At 34.9% G+C, this 20,765-nt stretch carries 22 protein-coding genes, 1 pseudogene and 1 riboswitch; of the genes and pseudogenes, 4 read left to right on the forward strand and 19 right to left on the reverse strand.

The features are described 5' to 3' along the window. Nucleotides 1-17: 17 nt before the first annotated feature. Genes queE through queC form a run of 3 tightly spaced genes read right to left on the reverse strand, consistent with a single transcriptional unit; the run spans nt 18 to nt 1,880 of the window. The gene (queE, locus tag VK90_RS00135; RefSeq protein ID WP_002170987.1) at nt 18-734 is read right to left on the reverse strand and encodes a 7-carboxy-7-deazaguanine synthase QueE; all 717 of its coding nucleotides are present in this window, start codon (nt 732-734) and stop codon (nt 18-20) included. Then, nucleotides 727-1,218 carry a 6-carboxytetrahydropterin synthase QueD gene (gene queD / locus VK90_RS00140; RefSeq protein ID WP_048369478.1) on the reverse strand — a complete coding sequence of 164 codons (492 nt, stop codon included), beginning with the start codon at nt 1,216-1,218 and terminating at the stop codon, nt 727-729. The genes queE and queD overlap by 8 nt, the downstream gene beginning before the upstream one ends. Then, the gene (gene queC / locus VK90_RS00145) at nt 1,218-1,880 is read right to left on the reverse strand and encodes a 7-cyano-7-deazaguanine synthase QueC (protein WP_048369480.1); all 663 of its coding nucleotides are present in this window, start codon (nt 1,878-1,880) and stop codon (nt 1,218-1,220) included. Before queC ends, queD begins: the two co-directional genes overlap by 1 nt. Nucleotides 1,881-1,973: 93 nt before the next feature. Continuing rightward, nucleotides 1,974-2,017, reverse strand: a riboswitch (PreQ1 riboswitch). Between the two features lie 207 nt (nt 2,018-2,224). On the opposite strand from queC, the gene VK90_RS00150 reads away from it, so the two are divergent. Continuing rightward, nucleotides 2,225-3,433, forward strand: a complete 1,209-nt coding sequence (locus VK90_RS00150) for an ATP-binding protein (protein WP_048369482.1) — start codon at nt 2,225-2,227, stop codon at nt 3,431-3,433. Between the two features lie 9 nt (nt 3,434-3,442). Here the strand turns inward: VK90_RS00150 and VK90_RS30465 are convergent, their stop codons facing one another. From VK90_RS30465 to VK90_RS00170, 4 genes are all read right to left on the reverse strand, one after another. Beyond that, the gene (locus VK90_RS30465) at nt 3,443-3,559 is read right to left on the reverse strand and encodes a DUF6254 family protein (RefSeq protein ID WP_000038354.1); all 117 of its coding nucleotides are present in this window, start codon (nt 3,557-3,559) and stop codon (nt 3,443-3,445) included. A 214-nt stretch (nt 3,560-3,773) separates the two neighbouring features. Further along, nucleotides 3,774-4,307, reverse strand: a complete 534-nt coding sequence (locus tag VK90_RS00160) for a DinB family protein (RefSeq protein ID WP_048369483.1) — start codon at nt 4,305-4,307, stop codon at nt 3,774-3,776. A 139-nt stretch (nt 4,308-4,446) separates the two neighbouring features. Next, a complete protein-coding gene (locus VK90_RS00165; RefSeq protein ID WP_048369485.1) occupies nt 4,447-6,141 on the reverse strand; it encodes a M3 family oligoendopeptidase in 1,695 nt (564 codons plus the stop codon). Nucleotides 6,142-6,302: 161 nt separating this feature from the next. Then, nucleotides 6,303-6,749, reverse strand: coding sequence for a MarR family winged helix-turn-helix transcriptional regulator (locus VK90_RS00170; RefSeq protein ID WP_002170980.1), 447 nt, complete (start codon nt 6,747-6,749; stop codon nt 6,303-6,305). A 193-nt stretch (nt 6,750-6,942) separates the two neighbouring features. Here VK90_RS00170 and VK90_RS00175 point away from each other — a divergent pair, with 193 nt between their 5' ends. Further along, the gene (locus tag VK90_RS00175; RefSeq protein WP_048369487.1) at nt 6,943-8,439 is read left to right on the forward strand and encodes a DUF3149 domain-containing protein; all 1,497 of its coding nucleotides are present in this window, start codon (nt 6,943-6,945) and stop codon (nt 8,437-8,439) included. Between the two features lie 29 nt (nt 8,440-8,468). On the opposite strand, the gene VK90_RS00180 is transcribed toward VK90_RS00175, so the two are convergent. Further along, a complete protein-coding gene (locus tag VK90_RS00180; RefSeq protein WP_025150978.1) occupies nt 8,469-8,750 on the reverse strand; it encodes an aspartyl-phosphate phosphatase Spo0E family protein in 282 nt (93 codons plus the stop codon). Nucleotides 8,751-9,087: 337 nt separating this feature from the next. Here VK90_RS00180 and VK90_RS00185 point away from each other — a divergent pair, with 337 nt between their 5' ends. Beyond that, nucleotides 9,088-9,858, forward strand: a complete 771-nt coding sequence (locus VK90_RS00185) for a divergent polysaccharide deacetylase family protein (protein WP_002170977.1) — start codon at nt 9,088-9,090, stop codon at nt 9,856-9,858. 63 nt (nt 9,859-9,921) lie between these two features. Here VK90_RS00185 and cbpA read toward each other — a convergent pair whose 3' ends face one another. The 11 genes and pseudogenes from cbpA to VK90_RS30065 all read right to left on the reverse strand — a co-directional run bounded on the left by cbpA (nt 9,922) and on the right by VK90_RS30065 (nt 20,280). Then, nucleotides 9,922-10,545: a cyclic di-AMP binding protein CbpA gene (cbpA, locus tag VK90_RS00190; protein ID WP_025150980.1), complete on the reverse strand. Its 624-nt coding sequence runs from the start codon at nt 10,543-10,545 to the stop codon at nt 9,922-9,924. 124 nt (nt 10,546-10,669) lie between these two features. Further along, nucleotides 10,670-11,299, reverse strand: coding sequence for a class II aldolase/adducin family protein (locus VK90_RS00195; RefSeq protein WP_002170975.1), 630 nt, complete (start codon nt 11,297-11,299; stop codon nt 10,670-10,672). 241 nt (nt 11,300-11,540) lie between these two features. Then, nucleotides 11,541-11,774: pseudogene (locus VK90_RS27775) on the reverse strand (leucine-rich repeat domain-containing protein); the annotation flags it as partial. A 336-nt stretch (nt 11,775-12,110) separates the two neighbouring features. Beyond that, nucleotides 12,111-12,893 (reverse strand): DeoR/GlpR family DNA-binding transcription regulator, encoded by a 783-nt coding sequence (locus VK90_RS00200; protein ID WP_048369490.1) that lies wholly within the window; start codon nt 12,891-12,893, stop codon nt 12,111-12,113. 40 nt (nt 12,894-12,933) lie between these two features. Then, nucleotides 12,934-14,118 carry a saccharopine dehydrogenase family protein gene (locus VK90_RS00205; protein WP_048369493.1) on the reverse strand — a complete coding sequence of 395 codons (1,185 nt, stop codon included), beginning with the start codon at nt 14,116-14,118 and terminating at the stop codon, nt 12,934-12,936. Beyond that, entirely contained in the window at nt 14,115-15,212 is a 1,098-nt protein-coding gene (gene phnW / locus VK90_RS00210; protein WP_048369495.1) for a 2-aminoethylphosphonate--pyruvate transaminase, read from the reverse strand. The genes VK90_RS00205 and phnW overlap by 4 nt, the downstream gene beginning before the upstream one ends. Before the next feature lie 15 nt (nt 15,213-15,227). Further along, on the reverse strand, nt 15,228-16,022 hold the full coding sequence (phnX, locus tag VK90_RS00215; RefSeq protein ID WP_048369497.1) for a phosphonoacetaldehyde hydrolase: 795 nt from the start codon (nt 16,020-16,022) through the stop codon (nt 15,228-15,230). Nucleotides 16,023-16,043: 21 nt separating this feature from the next. Then, the gene (locus VK90_RS00220; RefSeq protein WP_048369499.1) at nt 16,044-17,801 is read right to left on the reverse strand and encodes a putative 2-aminoethylphosphonate ABC transporter permease subunit; all 1,758 of its coding nucleotides are present in this window, start codon (nt 17,799-17,801) and stop codon (nt 16,044-16,046) included. After that, the gene (locus tag VK90_RS00225) at nt 17,802-18,803 is read right to left on the reverse strand and encodes a putative 2-aminoethylphosphonate ABC transporter ATP-binding protein (protein ID WP_002170967.1); all 1,002 of its coding nucleotides are present in this window, start codon (nt 18,801-18,803) and stop codon (nt 17,802-17,804) included. It lies immediately after the preceding gene. Nucleotides 18,804-18,822: 19 nt separating this feature from the next. Further along, complete coding sequence (locus VK90_RS00230; protein WP_025150987.1) at nt 18,823-19,899, reverse strand: putative 2-aminoethylphosphonate ABC transporter substrate-binding protein; 1,077 nt, start codon at nt 19,897-19,899, stop codon at nt 18,823-18,825. A 228-nt stretch (nt 19,900-20,127) separates the two neighbouring features. Beyond that, a complete protein-coding gene (locus VK90_RS30065) occupies nt 20,128-20,280 on the reverse strand; it encodes a hypothetical protein (RefSeq protein ID WP_000240799.1) in 153 nt (50 codons plus the stop codon). Nucleotides 20,281-20,380: 100 nt separating this feature from the next. Between VK90_RS30065 and VK90_RS00240 the strand changes: the two genes are divergently transcribed. Next, entirely contained in the window at nt 20,381-20,764 is a 384-nt protein-coding gene (locus VK90_RS00240; RefSeq protein ID WP_002170965.1) for a DUF3905 domain-containing protein, read from the forward strand. Nucleotide 20,765 lies beyond the last annotated feature (1 nt).

The raw sequence follows: 20,765 nt of genomic DNA on the forward strand, positions 1-20,765 counted from the left end.
TTAAACATCCCTTCTCGTTATACTCCTCGTTTATTTCCCCATACTAACGCATGAAGCTGAGGCAGTACTTTCGCATCATTCATTTCTTTACAGTGCACAGCTTTTTCAATAAGCCACTCATATTTTTCTAATAAGTTTTTAATAAGCATTGCATCATCCACTGTTTTCGTATCATCATTCCCTACTTGTAAGAAAAATGGTACATTCGGATAACGCTCGTGCATCTTGACTGCATATTCAAAATCTTGATCATCGAATACTACTACTTTTAAACTAAAATCTTTCCCTGCTAGTTTATGAATAATAGAATCTAACATCTGAAAATCTGTTTTCATCGTTGAACTTGGTGGTTTTGGAGAAATCGTTACCTCATCAATTTGAAGTAACCAATCTTGCCATTTACTCCCTTGCGTTTCTATCGCTGTTCGCATACCATTCTCTTTTAATATAGAAAGAAGAAATTGCATATTTTTCAGTAAAACAGGATTTCCACCTGAAATCGTAACATGAGAAAAGTTCTCTCCACCAATTGCTACAAGCTCACTCCAAATGTCTTCCGGTGTCATTTGTCTAATTTGCTCTTTTGCTGACCCATCCCATGTAAAAGCAGAATCACACCAAGCGCAGCTATAATCACAGCCCGCTGTACGGATAAACATTGTCTTTTGTCCTACAACCATCCCTTCTCCTTGAATGGTCGGGCCAAATATTTCTAAGACGGGGATTTTACTCATCGAGCATCCACTCCCGTCTTACTTCCGCATAACTAGTCGGTGTTTCAAAAAGACGAACAAATTCAACACGAGCTCTCTTGTATTCGTTCACACGATTATCTTTTATTAATGCTTCTGCCATCTTTTCATAAATCCATACGACCATATTTTCAGCAGTCGTATTCATTGCTGGCAATGTTTCGTTTAAATAACGATGATCTAAATAAATTTCTATTTCATTTTTCCAAATTTCTTTTATATCTCCAAAGTCAATTGCAAGGCCTATTTCATTTACATATCCACTAATTCCAAACACGACTTTATATGTGTGGCCATGTAAATTTTTACATTTCCCTTCATAACAGTGTAAATGGTGCGCTGCATCAAATGTAAATTCCTTGCTGACCATTACTCTTTTATTATGATATTTGAGTTGTTCACGCTGAATATCCTTGTCCATTTTTTGCAAATTTTCTACGATGCGAAATCCAAAAAAGTTATCCATTAGTTGTTCGCTCCTTCGCGTTCTTGTAGATACGTATCTAATCCTGCTTTACGAAGTTGACATGCTGGACATTCACCGCAACCATCACCAATGATTCCGTTATAACACGTTAATGTTTTTTCTCTAACAAACTCGAATGCTCCAAGTTCATCTGATAATTTCCATGTCTCTGCTTTATCAATCCACATAAGTGGTGTATGAATAACAAACGGATAATCCATAGATAAATTTAATGTAACGTTTAATGATTTCACAAACACGTCACGGCAATCTGGATAACCACTAAAATCAGTTTCACATACACCCGTTACAATATGACGTGCTCCCACTTGTTTTGCTAATACCGAAGCAAATGATAAGAATAGTAAATTTCGTCCATCTACAAATGTCGATGGCAATTCACCTTCTTCATGTGTAATCTCCATATCCGTTCTCGTTAACGCATTTGGAGCAAGTTGATTTAATAGGCTCATATCTAGTACCGTATGTTTAATACCTAGCTCTTTCGCAATTTCTGCTGCACAATCAATTTCTAACTTATGACGTTGATTGTAGTTAAACGTTACAGCTTCCACTTCTGCGAACTGTTGCATTGCCCAAAATAAACATGTTGTACTATCTTGTCCACCACTAAAAACAACAACTGCTTTTTCTTTTTTCATTTCACTCATTCTCCTTCTCTACTACGAATAAGAAGAAAGAACGTTCTTGAACTGTCACAATAAAAAAACAAAACAATACCTAAGGATATTGTTGTTTCCATAGTTTTTTATAGAGGGAGTTCGCGAACCTCTCCCATGCAGTGCACGGAATTTCTTCTTTCATTGACAAAGATTATTGTAACATATTGTATACTACCAGAAAAAATTTCTGATTTTTCCGCTATTTCATATTTCATTTCTTTCATTTTATAGTATGATTAATTTAATGTTAGAAGAGAGGAGGCACCCCACTGAAGCTCTTTATTATTTACCTCTTTTTAAATATATTATCCATTCTCGTTACAATGCTTGTATATCATTTATTTTGGAATCAGAAAGGGAAACGATCTCCTAAATTAAATTCAGCTATATTTATTGTATTGTGTTGCCTCGCTACCATACTATGTATCACTTTTGCAGCAAAAACAAATAATGGTTTTCAATTTGATATGCGTCATATCGTATTAATTGTCGGCACATTAACAGGAGGACCTATTGCTGGGGGTTCTATTTTAGTTGTATTAAACATATATCGCTTTTTATTAGGAGGAATAGGTGTTTTTCCATCCTTTATCGCTTCTATTCTCCTATTTATTGTTCTACTATTGACATACAAACTTTTTAATCGAAGTTCTAATCATGTAAAAATAACACTTGCTATTTTTTACAGTCTCACATACGGGTTTGGTTGGATACCTTTCTTCCTTTCAGAGGTTACAAATAGGGCAGATTATATACCACATATCATTGTATACGAACTATGTACGATGATTGGCACAATCCTTATTTTATATTTACTACACATATTACAGACGCAAGTTCGTCTCCAAAATGAACTTATGAACGCCGAAAAATTTCATTTAATAGGTGAAATGGCAGCTTCCATCTCTCATGAAATTCGCAATCCTTTAACTTCAACGAAAGGATTTTTGCAACTTTTACAGTCGGATACATGTTCTGAGGAAGAGCGAAAATTATATATCGACATAGCCATCAATGGTATCGAACAAGCAAATCATGTTCTTACCGATTACTTAACTTTTGCGAAACCGAGTATTGAAAAAGAACAACGATTACAAGTAGAAGAAGAATTACTTCATGCGTTGTCTTTGATAACACCTCTCGCCAATTTAACAAATGTTCGTATACATTACATAAAACAAAGTACCTCTTTCTTTATCGCTGGCGAAAAACAAAAACTGAACCAATGCTTATTAAATATTTTTAAAAACTGTATTGAGGCTATGCCTACAGGTGGTGACCTTATTCTTACATTAGTTCCAGACCATAAACATATACAATTATATATAAAAGATACAGGAATTGGTATGGATCAAGAACAAGTAAAACGCCTTGGGTCACCTTTCTACTCAACGAAAGAGAAAGGGACCGGACTCGGAATGATGGTCGTCTTCAGTGTCATTCAAGCAATGGATGGAAAAGTTGATATTATAAGCGAAAAAGGTACAGGTACAACCTTCTTATTAACTTTCCCGCTCATACAAAAAACGTGATGGAGTTCATCACGTTTTTTCTGTTCCTTCAACTAATTCTGCAAAAGCTTTCACTTTCCCATGTGGCTTTTGATTTTCTTTTCGAGCTTTCCAAGCGCGCTCTTCTTCTCTCTTTTTCTTTGACATGTTTTTCAACTCCTTCTTTTCTTTTCTCCATGTAGTATTCCAAAATGTAAAAGAAAACTATGCATAAGTAAAAAAGAAAAGAAGCGGTTCCCCACTTCTTTCACTTTATCCCGCTATTTGTGGGCAGTAAGACTCCCACCTCAAAATTCGAATGTAAGGCTGCCGTAAATACCCGATTGGTGCGGGATGCCTCTCCACCGATTAAAGTTTCACTTTAACGCTGTAAAATTGCATATTTCGCTTCTTTTAGTTGTGTAAGATGTCTTTGCTCATGCAAATCGAGAAATTGAACCCATTGGTATAAATTCAAATCATTAAAAACAGGATGCTTTAATCCGTTTTCAAATAATTCTTTTTCATCTATTACGCTATGCAGCGCGTGTAATAATTCTTGTCGTGAATGTTCTAGTAATTGAATGCCTTGTAGTTTTTTCATTAATGTTTCTGTTGGTTTCATTTGTTGAGGAGCTTCTCGTTTATGTGTGCGATCAAGCGTAAGCTGGAGGTCTTTAAATGGAGCAAGTTTTCTTTCTTTTTTTTGCAAAGCATATACAAGGGCAGATGTGACAGACTGTTCAACTAAATGTAAGTGATGCAAAATTTGAATAATACTCCATTTATCACGGCGTGGCTTTACATTCACCTCCGTATCGTTTAACATTTCAATTTCTGATAACAGTGTGCTTCGTGTAGACTGTAATGAGTGCACTAAAGTTTCTAAACTAACATCCATATTAGATTGAAGCATAATTCTTTCCCCCCTTTTGTTGGTGAAAAGAGGTGCTCCTTATTAGAAACACCCCGTTGATAATTCTGAATTTTCTTTTATTATCTCATCATTTTTCCATTATGTCGATGTTAAACATGTGAAAAAAACGCATGCTTTTTTACAATTTTGTGTCGTCTACTGCGCGTAACCATGCTTCAATTTCTGTAATTACACTTTTTACACAACCTTCAGCAAATGGCGATGTTAAATTTGCAACTTCTACTAATTCTAAGAATGACTTACTTCCACCTTGTTGACAAAGATTCACATAATCTTGCCATGCCTCTTGTCTATTATCTCTCGCACGTTTCCAAAATTGTAGTGCACAAATTTGAGCTAGCGTGTAGTCAATATAGTAGAACGGTGAACTATAAATATGTCCCTGACGTTGCCAGAAACCACCGCGCTCTAAATAATCATTATCTTCATAATCACGATGTGGTAAATACTTCTTCTCTATGTTACGCCATGCTGACTTACGCTCTGCTGGCGATGCTTCTGGATTTTCATATACATAATGCTGATACTCATCAACAGATACACCGTACGGTAAAAATAGAAGAGCTGAACTTAAGTGTGAGAAATAATATTTATCTGCATCTTCTTCAAAGAATAACTTCATCCATGGCCATGTAAAGAATTCCATACTCATAGAATGAATTTCACACGCTTCATATGTTGGCCAATTATACTCTGGAATTTCATATTTACGACTTTCATATACTTGGAAAGCATGGCCCGCTTCATGTGTTAGTACATCAATGTCACCAGACGTTCCATTAAAGTTTGAGAAAATGAACGGCGCTTTATAATTCTCGATATATGTACAATATCCGCCACCAGCTTTTCCTTTTTTCGCAACTAAATCTAATAAATCGTTATCTAGCATAAAATTGAAAAATTCATCTGTTTCAGCTGATAACTCTTTATACATCGTTTTCCCATGATTAATAATCCAATCCGCATCTCCTTTTGGCGTTGGGTTACCTGTAGCAAACTCAAAGTTTTCATCATAATAAGCGAGCTTTTCTACACCGATGCGTGCTTTTTGTCTATTTCTTAACTCTGTTGCAACCGGAACTATGTAATCCAATACTTGCTGACGATAGTTCGCAACCATTTCAGCATTATAATCTGTACGATACATTCTTGCATATCCTAATTCAACAAAGTTCTTGAAACCAAGTGATTTCGCGATTTTCGTTCTCACTTTAACAAGCTCATCATAAATACGATCTAATTCTCCCTCATTCTCAGCTAAAAATCCGTAGTATGCTTCACTTGCTGCTTTACGTTCGCCTCTTTCTTTTCCTTGCATAAAAGGAATAAGTTGCGATAACGTTCTTTCTTCTCCTGCAAAGTCAATTTTTGCAGATGCTAATAACTGTGTATATTGTGAAGACAATTTATTCTCTAATTGTAAATCTTTCACTACTTCATCTGAATATGTTTTTAAATCACATTCAGCTAAAGCAAATAATTGTTTCCCATAATATGCTTCTAATTCTTCACGGAATGGAGAATTAATTAACGCTTTATAATACTTCGTTCCATAACCTTGCACAACTGGAGAGTATTCATCAAAGAAATCTTGTTCTTCCTTATAAAAGGCATCTGTCGTATCCACAGAATGACGAATGTAACAAAGATTCCCCATTGTACCAAAATCATTGCGAATTTCATTAATTGAATTGATTACTTGTTTTTGTTCTTCAATCGTTTTTGCATTATCGAATTTTTCTAAAGCAACAGTAAATTTCTCTTTTATTTCTTCAATATTTGGCCGTTTATATTCATAGTCTTTAAATGACATGAACGAGCCCCCCTCTCCGTTATATGTATCTTTACTATAATTCAATGCTTACTTGCGAATCTCCTCTTATTCTTCACCAAAATTCGGCAGTTACTGTCTTGATTATATGCAAACAAAAAAGCTTAGGATTTCTTTATCCAAAGCCCCTTTGGAACATAACATCATTTTTCATACTTTCCGATTTTTTTCAATAGATCAAGTAATTCATCCTTCTCATCCTTCGTTAACATTTCAAAAGACTGATGTATAACTTGCTTATGACCTGGAAAAATAGAAGCAATAAAGTTCTCTCCAGACTCCGTTAATTGTGCATAAATTACACGTCTATCATTTGGACATGGAATTCGCTTTACAAGCCCTTTTTTCTCTAGCTTATCTACAACGTATGTAATGCTACCACTAGCTATTAAAATACGCTCACCAATTTGCTGAAGTGGTTGGCCTCCTTTATGATATAGGAGTTCTAATACAGCAAACTCAGTTGGATTTAATCCGTTACTTTGAATGGATTTATTTGTAATATCCATAACAGAACGATGTACACGGGATAATGCAATAAATACTTTTAGAGATTGAGAAATATCTTCTCGCTCATTATTTGATGTCATACCATTTCAACCCTTCACTTAAATTCTCCGCAACAAAAAGAAAAGCAATGTAGTACTTCATTACAATTTCCGAATGAACATTCACTCATCCCTTTTCCTTTCCCTAATATAATGCAAATGATTCTTAAATAAAAACATGACAATTTTAACATAGTTTATATATAATGATAATAAAAAAGAAGGAGTACCAAATTTGAAAGTCAAATTACAAAGCATAGTTTGTTACATACTGCTTGTTATATTGCCAACGATAGGGATCGGTGCCACATTTTTTTCGTATCACACTTATCAAATGAAACAGGAAAACAAACTATCTGCTCATACTGTTCTCTTTTTATATAGAGACTATTTGGACCATCACCTTGGTGAAGCTATTTCTGCCTTAGAAATGCTCGCAAAAGTTGTAGGAACAGAAACAGGAAACATAAATGGAATTAAACAGATTGTACACGATACAGATGGAAATGATGAACGTTTTTCTGGTCTATATTACGCTACGACAGATGGGATAATTACACTCGCATCCGAAGGTGAATCAACGCACGTTGATGTCTCTGACCGCAAGTACATTCAAGATGCATTACAATCTAAGAAAACAACTGTATCATCAGTTATAACAGATCGCGTCCTTGGGCATCAGGCTATTATGATTGCCTCTCCAATATTTAATAAACAAAAGGAACTCTCTGGATTATTGTTAGCTAGTTTACGCTTTGACTACATTTCATCCTCTTTAAATGCTATTAAACCACAATATCATTTCGAAGTGACTGATAAACATGATGTAGTTTTTCTAACCGATGATAATAATGAAACAAGCGATGAGCATTCTAATATGCTTACTACCCCACTCCAAAGATTAAACTGGAAGGTCTCTGTTTCTCCGTTACCTATTCATCAGCAAACCTTATACCGGTTAGTTTCAATAGAATGTACAGCTACTTTATTTTTAATGTCTATTTTATTTTTACTTGTTCAATATATGTTATTAAAACGGCAAACAAAACTAGAAAGACAACAAAATGAACTACAAAAAATTGAATTGGTTGGAACTTTTGCGGCTAGTACAGCTCACGAAATCCGTAATCCTCTTACTGGAATTAAAGGACTCGTTGCTCTATTAAAAGAGAAATATAGAGATGAGCAGGATCAGTTCTACTTTTCAGTGATTGAACAAGAAATAGAACGTATTAATGAGATTGTAAGCGAATTTCTTATTCTTGGAAAGCCAACTGCCATCATTGAACAAACATATGATGTAAGAACGATTCTTAATGAGGTAGCAGTAATTATTCAATCTGAGGCGAATTTGCATAATATTATATTCCATTTACATTTGCCAGACCACCCTGTTCATATACGTTGCTCAAAAGACCATATGAAACAAGTGGTTTTAAATATTACCAAAAATGCAATTGAAGCTATGACTTCTGGGGATACATTAACTATTGTAGTAACAAACAATGAAAAACACGCACAATTGCAAATTATTGATACCGGAAAAGGAATTCCAAAACATATTCAAAAACACCTCTTTCATCCGTTCTTTACTAATAAAGATACTGGAACAGGTCTTGGACTTGTCATATGTAAACGAATTGTAGAGATGTACAATGGGCACATTTTTATTGATAGTAAAGAAAGCAAAGGAACGACAGTTCATATCGAGATTCCATTACACAGAGTATAATTATCCTTATCCCAAAAGGATAATTATACTTATTTCATAAAACCAGCCACAAGCATTCGCCAAAAATTACTCGATTTTCCTTCATACCCTATTTGAAAAATAGGTGCCTTTATAATTGAAAACCATTTCGGTGTTTGTTTTTCTTTATAACGCTGATACTGTAAAATAAGCTTGTCCAATTCTTGACTAACTTGAATTGTCTCCATACTATTTAATCCACTTGTCAATCCTGATTGAATCATTTCTTCACGTTTCATATGAATATCATGCGAAAGCTTTTCTAATGTGTACTTCCTTTTTACAGTAAACATCCATATCCCCCTTAGTATTCTTCCATGCTCTCAACTTCACTTCTACATTGATCTTTCAACTTCTTAATCACATTCAAATTTGAAAAATCAGAAATTTAAACATTTTCTCCCTGTAATTTACAAATCTTTACCCTCACTTTGAGAATTATTACAAATTATTCTATCTTTGTAAATACATTCGCAATAATAGACATTTTTTTCATCTTCTTTTTTTATAAATACCAAGTAAACAGTGGGTTCTCCATTTTCCATATACTTTTCTTCGACATTTTTTGTTTAATTTATATAAAAACGCAAAACATAATGATGATTTATAAAATAGAAAGGAAATATTTATATGCGCAAATATACTATTACATTGCTCGTTTTTACCCTGTTCGTACCCTTTTTCTTATTTCCTATTCAAGCAAACGCCCATACGAATAAAGTTGCTATTGTCATCGATGATTTCGGCAATAATATGAAAGGAACGGATAAAATGTTATCACTTCCTATTCCACTCACTATTGCTGTTATGCCATTTCTGCCTTCCACTAAAGAAGATGCGATAGCAGCCCATAAAAAAGGGCATGAAGTTATTATACATATGCCAATGGAGCCAATTAAAGGAAAGAAAGAATGGCTTGGACCAAAAGCGATTACAACAGATTTAAGTGATGAAGAAATAAACAATCGACTCGAACAAGCAATTCAAGAAGTGCCGCATGCAATTGGAATGAACAATCATATGGGATCAAAAGTAACCGCTGATGAAAGAATTGTACGTCTTATACTTTCTGCCTGTAAAAAACACGGTTTATTTTATTTAGATAGTAAAACAAACCCTAATAGTGTTGTCCCAAAAGTCGGTAAACAATTAGGGGTACCTATTATTGAAAACCAACTATTTTTTGATGATGTATATACGGCAGATCATGTTTCAAGACAAGCCCAATTACTCATAAAAAAAATTCAAGAAAAACCCATTATGGTAGCTATCGGACACGTTGGCCCTCCAGGGGAAATTACATCACGTGTTATCGAAACCTCTATTCCTAAAATTCGCGAGCATGCAGACTTCATCTTTTTATCTGATTTAGCATTATCTCCACCACCCGTTTCGAAATAAAATTCATATACCCTACTAAAAAAGATACTCATCTACACATAGTAGATGAGTACCTTTTTCAATTTAAATATAATCTACGTGACTCACCCGAAATCCCTTTTTCTCTATTCTTCCAATTAATTGCTTTAATGTTTTCTCATTTAACTCATCTGATATATTTACGATAACACGGCGAATATATTGATCACCGTTATCTAAAGTAAACATTCCACCGATATTGTATGCCTTTAACAATGTCCCAATTTCTTTAATCGTTCCCTTACAATCTTGTGTTGCAATCGTTAATATATACCCACCCGTTCGCATACCGAACGAATCTTCAATAACATCAAATACATTAGAATGTGTTAAAATGCCAACAAATTCATTATAATCATTTAAAACCGCTAAAAATGGAAGACGACGAATAACATAAAAAGCTCTGAAAAAAGAATCCTTTTCAAAAATAAACGCATATGAATCTTCCAGCACATCTCCCGTACTTACATGTTCTAATCCGCTATTACACTTTTTTTCTAAAAGGTCTACTTTATAAATAATCCCTGTGAATTTCTTCTCATCTTCTGCTAATACAGGGATTGCTCGAAATCCCGTTTCATTCATAATTTGCAATGCCCGTTCACCGGAATCATTCATTTTGCAAAAGGTAACCTGCTGTTTCGGCAGAAAATGATATTTAACTCGCAAAATATGTTCCTCCTTACATGTCAACATGTAATCTATATATAATAAGGAGACCTATATTTTATGAGTAAAATTATTTTTAAAACGCTTTCATTTATTTGAAATGATAACCATTGTTAATAAATTTTTATATCACAGAACTTTTTGCCCCTTTTATCATTAAAAGCTTTACGTGATAGTTCATTAAATACTCTATACCTTCCAACCATTTTTTCGCTTCTTCTGGAGTTTTCCCCCACACAATCATTCCGTAATTATGAACAAGAACTACCCCTCCGCCTTCAACAAAATTCGGAACATTACTTTCTAATAAATTAGCGAACTTTTTTTCATCTTCTACAATTGGAATTGTCATTTCTGTAATACCTTCTTTTCCAAAAACACGTTCCACGCTGCGTTTCTCGAATGTTACTTCTCCTTCTTTCCCATATAACTCTGACATTAAATGGCTATCTACAGTTTGCACTTGTAAAATACATTCCGCACTGCTTTTTTTATAAATATCCGCGTGCATAAAAGATTCTGAAGCTGGTTTTTCTTCGTTCTCAAATACTGGCTCACACATGCAATTTACAACGATAAAATCCTCTTCCGAAAATAACCCTTTATCTCTTCCTTCTACATTCACTAAAAATGTTAATGGCTCTTTTGACGTACACATCGATAAACTAATTTTTGTGCCATAAAACCAATCGCGAAGTGCCAACTCTGCTTTCACATCTTTTAATTCATTCCATTTCTTCAGAAAAAATAACATTTCGTCACCCCCGGCGTAATATTAATATAATGTTCAAATCCTTTCTATGTAAAAGGAGTATTTTTTGATTATTCTAAAAATTTAATTGAATTATTACATGAGAAAGCCTTTTTGTCAATACGGTTTCACCACTCCTCGTAAAAATAGGCGACTCACATGTAAACACTCCTGTCTATTACCTACTTAATCTTGTACATATAAAAAATACGTTATTCTTCTTATTAAAGAATAACGTATTTTTCTCATTATTAGGTAAATCTAATACTTTAAGATGAGTGATTTTAGCAAGTGGTGTCACATCTTCAATTTGATTTTTCCCAATCCATAATTCATCTAATTGATTCATTTGATCAGTGCCCGATAAATCTTTAACGTTATTACGTGTTAATACTAAATCTTTTAAATGTAATGAGTATAACGGTGTAATATCATCGATTTGATTACCTGCTAAAGTTAAGTATGTTACATTTTTTAATTACATTAAATTTATATTTCTGGCTATAAAAAATAAAAAGCCCTTTATTCAAAGGGCCTTCTTGCCTATCGTATGAAGAATTTCACTTTTTTCTTTTTCATTAATAACACCGATTTTTTGCAAAATATTCGTGTACAATACAAGTTTATTATATATCCGTTCCGACATTCCCATCCCCTCTTTCCTCCAGCCAACTTTTTTTCTATTGGTAAATTATATGAAGGAAATGAGAAAATGTGTCCACTTTTTGCACGAATGCAAATCTTTTCTCCCACTATTCAAAATCATATCAAAATTTATGTTAAGTGATTCCAACTATCCATAAAAGCTGGATTGCTAGCAAACAGTCCATTGAATATTATGCTTTTTAGCTTCTTCTTCAAAACTATATGGCATTTTCTTATCACAAATGACATGTTGAATACGAGAAAATCCCGCTATTCTATAATTCCCTTTTACCCCTACCTTTGTATGATCACATAAAATATATGTTTTCTCAGCTAGTTTAATCATCGCTTCTGACAGTTTCGCTTTTTCTAATTCAAAGCTGGAAACCCCAAAACTTGGTAACAATCCATCAATCGAAACGAACGCTTTATGAAAATGAAATTGATGGATAACTTGCTGGGAAATAGATCCTGACACACGTGAATGCTTTGGAGATACTTTTCCGCCAATAAATAGAACTTCACCATGAAACATCTTTTTATTAATAGAAGAAATTAATTGTGTTGCTACTGGAAATGAACTTGTTACAATTGTTAAGTTTTTGCGATGAACAAGGTATGGAACCATTTGAAGTGGTGTGCTCCCATCATCAATGGCAATGACATCACCATCTTCCACAAATGTCGCTGCTTTATAACCAATTCTTTTCTTCTCTTCTATATGCAGCATCTCTCTTTCTAACATCGGTGCCTCTACCCCAGCTCCTGGAAGTTGAACAGCTCCTCCATACACTTTCTTCAGCTTTTTTTCACAATCTAATTCTTCTAAATAACGGCGAATTGTTTCTGTTGATACTGCAAACTCTCTCGCTAACTCCGAAACTTTCACTTTCCCTTTAAACTCTACCTTTTCAAGAATGGTTCGCTTTCTTTCTTCTCCTACTACAGACATAGCTTCACCCCATTTATATCTACCTCATGAAATTCTTTGCTTATACCAAGTTATAATTCTCTTTTTCAGTAAAAACCTCTTCATGAATATGAATACCGCGCTTTTCTAGTTCATCAAAAATTATTTGTGGATTTTCGAAAGCTTCTTCGGGCGTTAAAACACCGACTTTATTAACAACACCTTTTGCCATTAACTCTGTAGCAATCCCAAATGGAATACCGACGTTCCTCGTATAGGCTCTTAATTCTTCCCATCCTTTGATTGATCCATCAGATAGCGGGTGTGTATGATATAAAACATGTCGCTGTTTCTCATTATTTTTCATACCTATTACTTCTACATGAAGTGCATAACCATAAATTTTTGTTTCTTGTCCTTCTTTCGATTGTAGTAAATATTTCGAAATACAATCCATAATACCAATTTCTTTACCGTCTATTTCAATCTGATCATTACGTAAAATACCGTAATCATATAAGGCACGTACGAGCTGCATATTTTGCTTTGGCCAAGTTCCTCTTGTTTCAATCAGTTTGACACCTTTATTTTCTAGTGCTTTTGCTAACGTAATCGTTTCAGAATGCGGGATTATATACTGTGTTGTTTTACCGTAAGGCGCTGGCAATTCAATTTCTCTTGGGCGCGCAAACGGAGGCACTTGCTTAAACTCACCGTCTTCATACACTGTACGCGATGGTAAATGCGGATCATATTCATATGTCGTTGTCTCTGTAATTGATGCTGAAAAAGCAATTGGACGATACGAACCGTGACTTACACGAACTGACTCTACACTATCTAGCTGGTTTGCTGCATGCATTGCCATCATTTGCGTTACACCTGGCGTCATACCAAAACCAGGTAAACATGTTTTTTCATTTTGAACAAATATAGAATGGGATTCATTTTCTTCACCAAATCCATTCAAGTTCACACCGTGACACCCAGCTTCCGCAATACAGCGAGTAGACAGTCCATTTAACTTTATCGTCGTGCCATCCATTACAATGTCATAGCCTTTCATTTTTGTGATCGTATCCTCATGATTTGTCACATCGACTTTCACAAAATCAACACGAGGATCATTTAACCACTCTACTACTTTACGACCCTCTTCTTCATTAAAATCGGCTACTGTAATCGTCTCAAATGATGAAAATTGAACTAAATCCAAAATTGCTTCACGACATATTTTACCTGCTCCACCTAAGCAAAATACTTTCAACCTATAACAACTCCTTTAGCAATACTATCAACTAAACGATTAATATCTTCTTCATGTACATCACCGATATTTCCAATGCGGAACGTATCTACTTTCGAAATTTTCCCAGGGTAAATAACAAAGCCATCACGCTTTAATTCGTTATATAATCGTTGAAACTCGAATTCCCCTTCTGGATAAATGAAAGATGTAATAATAGGAGATTGATATTTTTCATCTACTAATGGCTTAAAGCCGATTTCTTTCATTCTGTTCACTAATAGTTTTTGATTATTATAATATCGATTGTAACGTGCTCTTACTCCGCCTTCTTCTTCTAATTCAAGCAACGCCTGATAAAAAGCACGTACAATATGAGTTGGTGAAGTAAAACGCCATTTCCCATTTTGTTCTTCCATCGTTTCCCACTGATCATATAAATCCAATGATAAAGAACGGGCTTGCCCTTTACATTTCAATAGTTCATCACGTTTTGCGATGACAAAGCCGAATCCAGGAACACCTTGAATACATTTATTCGCACTACTAATTAGAAAATCAATTTGCAAATCAGCAATATCTATTTCAATACCACCGAAACTACTCATTGCATCAACCAGTGTAACTTTTCCGTATTGCTTCCCTAATTTACATACATCTACAATTGGATTAATAATACCTGTTGTTGTTTCACAATGAACAACTGCAATATGAGTAATCTCTTTATCTTGTTGCAATAACTTTTCTACTTCTATAATATTAGTTGGCTCCCACTCTTCTGTTTGACTGACCACCACATCTATATGTAACATCTCTGCCATTTGCACAATTCGCTTACCGTACGCACCATTTGTACAAACGAGAAGCTTTCCGTTTTTAGGAACGACAGAACCAATTACAGATTCAACTGAAAACGTACCGCTTCCTTGCATTAAAACAGTTGTATATTTCTCTTCTTCCTTTGTTGCCAATGATACAAGTCTATTTCTTACATCTTGCACCATCGTATTATATTCAACATCCCACGTACACCAATCATATAACATAACTTCTTTTACAGTTTTTGTTGTCGTTAATGGTCCTGGCGTTAGTAATAAATAGTGATTTTCATTCATGATCCCGTGCCCCTTTTATGAAATAATAAGTTCTTGTTTCTCGATATGTTCAATTACGTTTTCGAGTTCCTGCATCGTTTCGATCGTAAAGTGTGCCCCGTTTTCAATGAAACGATTACGAACCACTGTCATTTTTTCGCGAAGCTCTACCGGATTCATATTTTCAACTTCCTCTTCCGTTAAACCGAGCTCACTACTGCCAAGAATTACACCAACTGTCCACATTCCAGCATTTCTTCCCTCTTTCATATCTGATACCGTGTCTCCAACTTTCATCATATGATTCATTGGATATACACCAAGTTCCATCGCATTTTTATAGCACATCCACGGGTATGGACGACCTGCTGGAACATCATCTGGCGTAACGAGAAAATCAGGTTTATATCCTTGTAATGCTGCTCCCTTTGCTACAATGTCCATCATTTCTCTCGTATAACCAGTTGTTGAACCAATTTTAATGCCTTTTTCTCGTAATGAAGCAATCACTTCTTTTACTCCATTAATCGGCGACGCATAGCGCGGTAAAATGGCGAAGAGAATTTCTTCAAATTCTTCATACATCTCATGAATGTCTGCTTCTGTTGGTAATTGTCCGAAGACACGATTCCACTCACTCGCAATACGAGGCATCTCTGTTAGTGCCCTTACATGATCTATTTTTAATAATCCCATTGGCTTACGAGCTTCTTCAGCTGTAATTTCAACACCACGTTTATGAAAAATCTCCATAAATACTTCCAGTGGTGCAAAACATCCGTAATCAACTGTCGTACCTGCCCAATCAAAAATAACTGCTTCCATTTTCATTTTATCCATCACCTTTCTTACTTATCTTTTTTGCCATTGCGACGTTCGGTTACGAAGAGCTTTCGTTCCCCATTCATATAAAACTCTCACTACAATATTTGTAACAACAATGAGTACGCTCATCGCAGCCGCTGGTGCCACATTTCCTGCATCATCCATATTTACAATTGATACAGCAGCTAGTTTAAAATCAGCTGCGTACAAGAAAACAACTGCCGATACGGTTACCATTGAATTGACGAAGTAGTACATAACCATTTCTAAAATTGCTGGTAAACACATCGGGACTGTTACTCGAAGGAATGTTTTATAAAACGGAATGCCCATAGACTGCGAAACAAGTTCAAACTCTCGATCTAGTTTCTTTAAAGCGGTCGTTGCCGTAACGAATGTTACAGAGTAAAAATGAATGATATTTACTAATACTAAAACGGCAATTGTGCCATATAAGGAATGAAACGGATTCGTTACTGAAAGTCCAAGGATTTGAATCGTTGGTTGACTAAAGAAAAAGACGTATCCTAACCCAAGCACTAAACCTGGAATCGCCAAAGGTACGATAGAGAAAAAGTAACCTGTTTTCCGGAAAAATTGTAGCTGATCTATTTTCTCAATTGCATATGCGAATACAAATGTTAAAATCGCCCCAATAACCGCTGTAATTGCTGAAACAATTACGCTATTTTTAAACGCTTCAAGTCCATCTCCTGTTAAACTTGAAAAATTAAAATGCTCAAATGTAAAGCTCATATTATATGGCCATACTTTCACACTTGCAGCAATACCGACTGCAACAAACAAAAGAATAATCATAAGAGTAATTACACTACAATATATGAATGAGATTACATCTCTTTTCTTATTAGCTGTTATTCTGTATGGCACTGCTTTTGAAGATAAGAAATTCGCCTGCTTTCTTTGCGTAATACGATCAACTGCAAAAGCAAAAATAGCTGGGATTAATAAAATCATTCCGACAGTTGCACCCATCGGCATATTTTGCTGTCCAATTACTTGCTTGTATACGTCAGTAGCAAGTACATTATATTGCCCACCAACAATTTTTGGTGCTCCAAAATCAGTGAAACTAAGCGTAAACACAACAAACATTGCACTAATTAATCCGTACTTTACACTAGGTAAAGTAACAGTGAAAAACTGCTTTGTTTTACTCGCTCCTAACATATTAGAAGCTTCATATAAACGATAATCGGAGCCTTGAAAAGCAATTAATAATATAAGAAATGCTTGTGGAAATGTATACATGACTTCAGCCATTACAATTCCTACTGGGCCATATAAAGGGATTTGTATACCTTCAAATAAACCAAACATCCCTTTCGTTACTAACCCTTGATTACCAAATAAATAGGTAAGCGCAATACCATGCATCATCGTTGGCGCGAACAATGGTAATAATGCTACGTATTGAAATACACGCTTTCCAAAAACATTTGTACGAGCAACTGCATATGCATAAGCGAAAGCTAATGCAACTGAAATGATTGTTGTAGTGCCCGAAATCCATACGGTATTTTGTAATGACTGAACTAAAGTTGGTGTTGTGAAATATTTACTGAAATTCGCTAAACCAACGAAAGCTCCATCTTTATCATAAAAAGCTTGTGTAAATAGTTGTAATAGCGGTAATACAAGTATGATAAGAAAGGAAAGAATCATACCAATAATTACGAGCCTTTGGATCCATTCCTCTTTTCCTATACTTCTCTTAATCTTTTTTTTCGTACTTTCTACCTTATAGTTTTCTAACATCTCCATCTATACAATGACCTTCTTTCCATATGACAACATATGATTTTCTGAGAAAGAGATTTGAATGGGCTTTCCTTTTCTAATAGCCTTTGCCTCTACTTCCGATGCCAATATATCCACTACAATCTTCTCATTATAAAGATGTGTTTTCTCTTCTATAACCCGCACTTCCGTCCGGTATACAGATCCACGAAACTCCATACTTTCCACAACTGTCTTAATTCCATCCTTTTGTACAACTGTTACATGTTCAGGACGAATTGCATGTTCTTCGTTATTTTTCGAAAAGAAATTAATAGAACCAATAAAATCTGCCACAAACGGATTGGCTGGTCTTTGATAAATCTCCTCTGGTGTTCCAATCTGCATAATTTCCGCATGATTCATTACAACAATTTTATCAGCCATCGTTAATGCCTCTTCTTGATCATGCGTTACCATAATAGTTGTTACTCCTACTTTTTCTTGCAAATCACGCATTTCTCTACGCAATTTTTCACGTACTTTTGCATCTAAAGCAGATAACGGCTCATCGAGTAACAAAATATCCGGAGACAGAGCGAGCGCACGTGCAAGTGCTACTCGCTGCTGTTGTCCACCAGACATTTGAGCAGGATATTTATCTTTTACATTCAGCAAATCAACAAGTTCTAACGCAGCTAGCGCTTTCTCTTTTACTTCTGCTTTTCCATATTTTTTTGTCTTTAAGCCGTATTCAATATTTTCAAGTGCTGTTAAATTCGGGAATAATGCATATGATTGAAAAACCATTCCGAAGTTCCTCTTTCCAGGCGGCAATGCTGTAATATCTGTTCCATTCACAGCTATACTACCTGTTGTTGCCTCTTCTAGCCCCGCTAAAATTCGAAGCAACGTCGTTTTCCCACAACCACTCGGGCCTAATAAACAAACAAACTCATTTTTTTTCACTGTAAAAGAAATATCTTTTAACGCTGTAAACGCATCAAACTGCTTTTGAATGTGTTGAATTGATAAATATTCGCTCATTTTTCTCTCTCCCACTTACTTACTTTTTAGGTTCTGCTTTTTGGCCAAACTCTTTTTCCCAACGTTCTAAAATTTTGTCACGATTTTCTGCTGCCCATTTGAAGTCATTCTTTTTGTATAACTTTTCTGTTACATCTTTAGGGAATCCATCTGGAAGTTTATAATCATTTTTAATTGTCGCAAATCCGTTTTTCTCGAAGTATAACTTCATTACATCATCTGTAATTGCCCAGTCTAAAAATGCTTGAGCTAATTTATCATTTTTTGCATTATCTTTCTTAATAAGTGCGTTCGCTTCTACTTCCCAGCCTAATCCTTCTTTCGGTAAAACAACTTCAACAGGTGCACCTTTTTGTTTCTCTTTCAAAGCACTATAAACCATCGATACGCCAACTGGATATTCACCTGCACCTGCTAATTTCGCTGGTTTTGAACCTGAATGAGTATAAGTTGCCATATTATCATGAAGTTTCTTCATGTAATCCCAGCCCTTATCTTCTCCCATAATTTGTAGCCATGCAGAAACCGTCAAAAATCCTGTTCCAGAAGAAGCTGGATGTGGCATAACAAGCGTTCCTTTATATTCTGGTTTCGTTAAATCTTCATATGATTCTGGCATCGGTAAATTTTTCTTCTTTAACTCTTCTTTATTCACTGCAATTCCCGTCATAAATGCAGTATTACCTACCCATTTTTCTGGTTTCTTATCATCTTTAAATTGCGGAAGAACACGATCCGCTCCTTTAGGAGAGTACTCTTTTAACATATCTTTTTTCTCTAAAGCTAATAGACTAGACGCCGCAGTTCCCCATACAACATCTGCTTGTGTATTTTTTCCTTCAGCTAGCAATTTCGCTGTAATAACTCCTGTTGAATCACGAACAATGTTCAACTTCACATCTGGGTATTTCTTTTTGAAGGAATCAAGATAAATTGGTACAAGCTCTTCTTCAATCGCTGTGTAAACAGTTAATGATCCAGATAATTTATCATCTTTCACTTTTGCTCCAGCACTTTCTTCTTTCTTTGCACCACACCCCATTAATAACGAAAATACCATTCCAGTTGCTACAGCTTTAAAGATTGTTTTTTTCACTGTTTCTCTCTCCTTTTACAAATCTTATGTACAACTCAAATATATACAACTAGTGTAAAAGCAGTATTAAACCAACATTAATCTTTTGTTTGTTGTTTGTTTTTGTGTAATACGTTGCTACTTCTATGTTTTTTCGCATTTTTCTGCCATTAATAAATGCGAAATTTACAAATAATTAAAAAAACCTTTATAATCCCACAAAAAAATGAGGCGTTTGTAAAAAACGCCTCATTTTTGTTTACCTTTTTTTGAATTACGATTAGCATACTTTGCACTATTTTCTCCTTCATACTCTAACGCAAATTCTGCATCTGGTAAGCTTTCTTTCGGAGTTTTATTATTATTAATTGCTGCATTTTGTTTTACTTTTCTTTTTACCAACGTACTCACCTGCTCTCACTAAATAACTTTCTATTCTAGTTTGATACAACTTAAAATAATTATTACTGGGAAGTGTTAACAAGTACATAAGAGCTTATAGATGGAAATACTACATACGAACAAATCATTACAAAAAGGAGCGATTACTTTGAAGGAGAAAGAAACGATCCAATCGCCAATTTTAGACGAAACGCTCCCGCATCAAATGAATTTCCCATCATTTAAAGGAACGGGAAAACAAATGCAACAACCTTTTGTAAATCAATACGACGTTGTTATTGGTGATAGTAAATATAATTCTGAAAACAGCCCTCTTACTAATTGGAGTGATGAGGTAGATCCTGCCATTATGGCTGGGGAAGAATGGATACACCCTACAAATGATATTGGGTGGATTTCAGAAGAAAATCAAGAACTACTAAAAAACGAGGTTGATAACAAAAATGATGCTTTTATGCATCCTCAATTTGGAATTAACGACTAAA

The sequence above is a fragment of the Bacillus sp. LK2 genome (genome assembly GCF_001043575.1).
Lineage (GTDB): Bacteria > Bacillota > Bacilli > Bacillales > Bacillaceae_G > Bacillus_A > Bacillus_A paramycoides.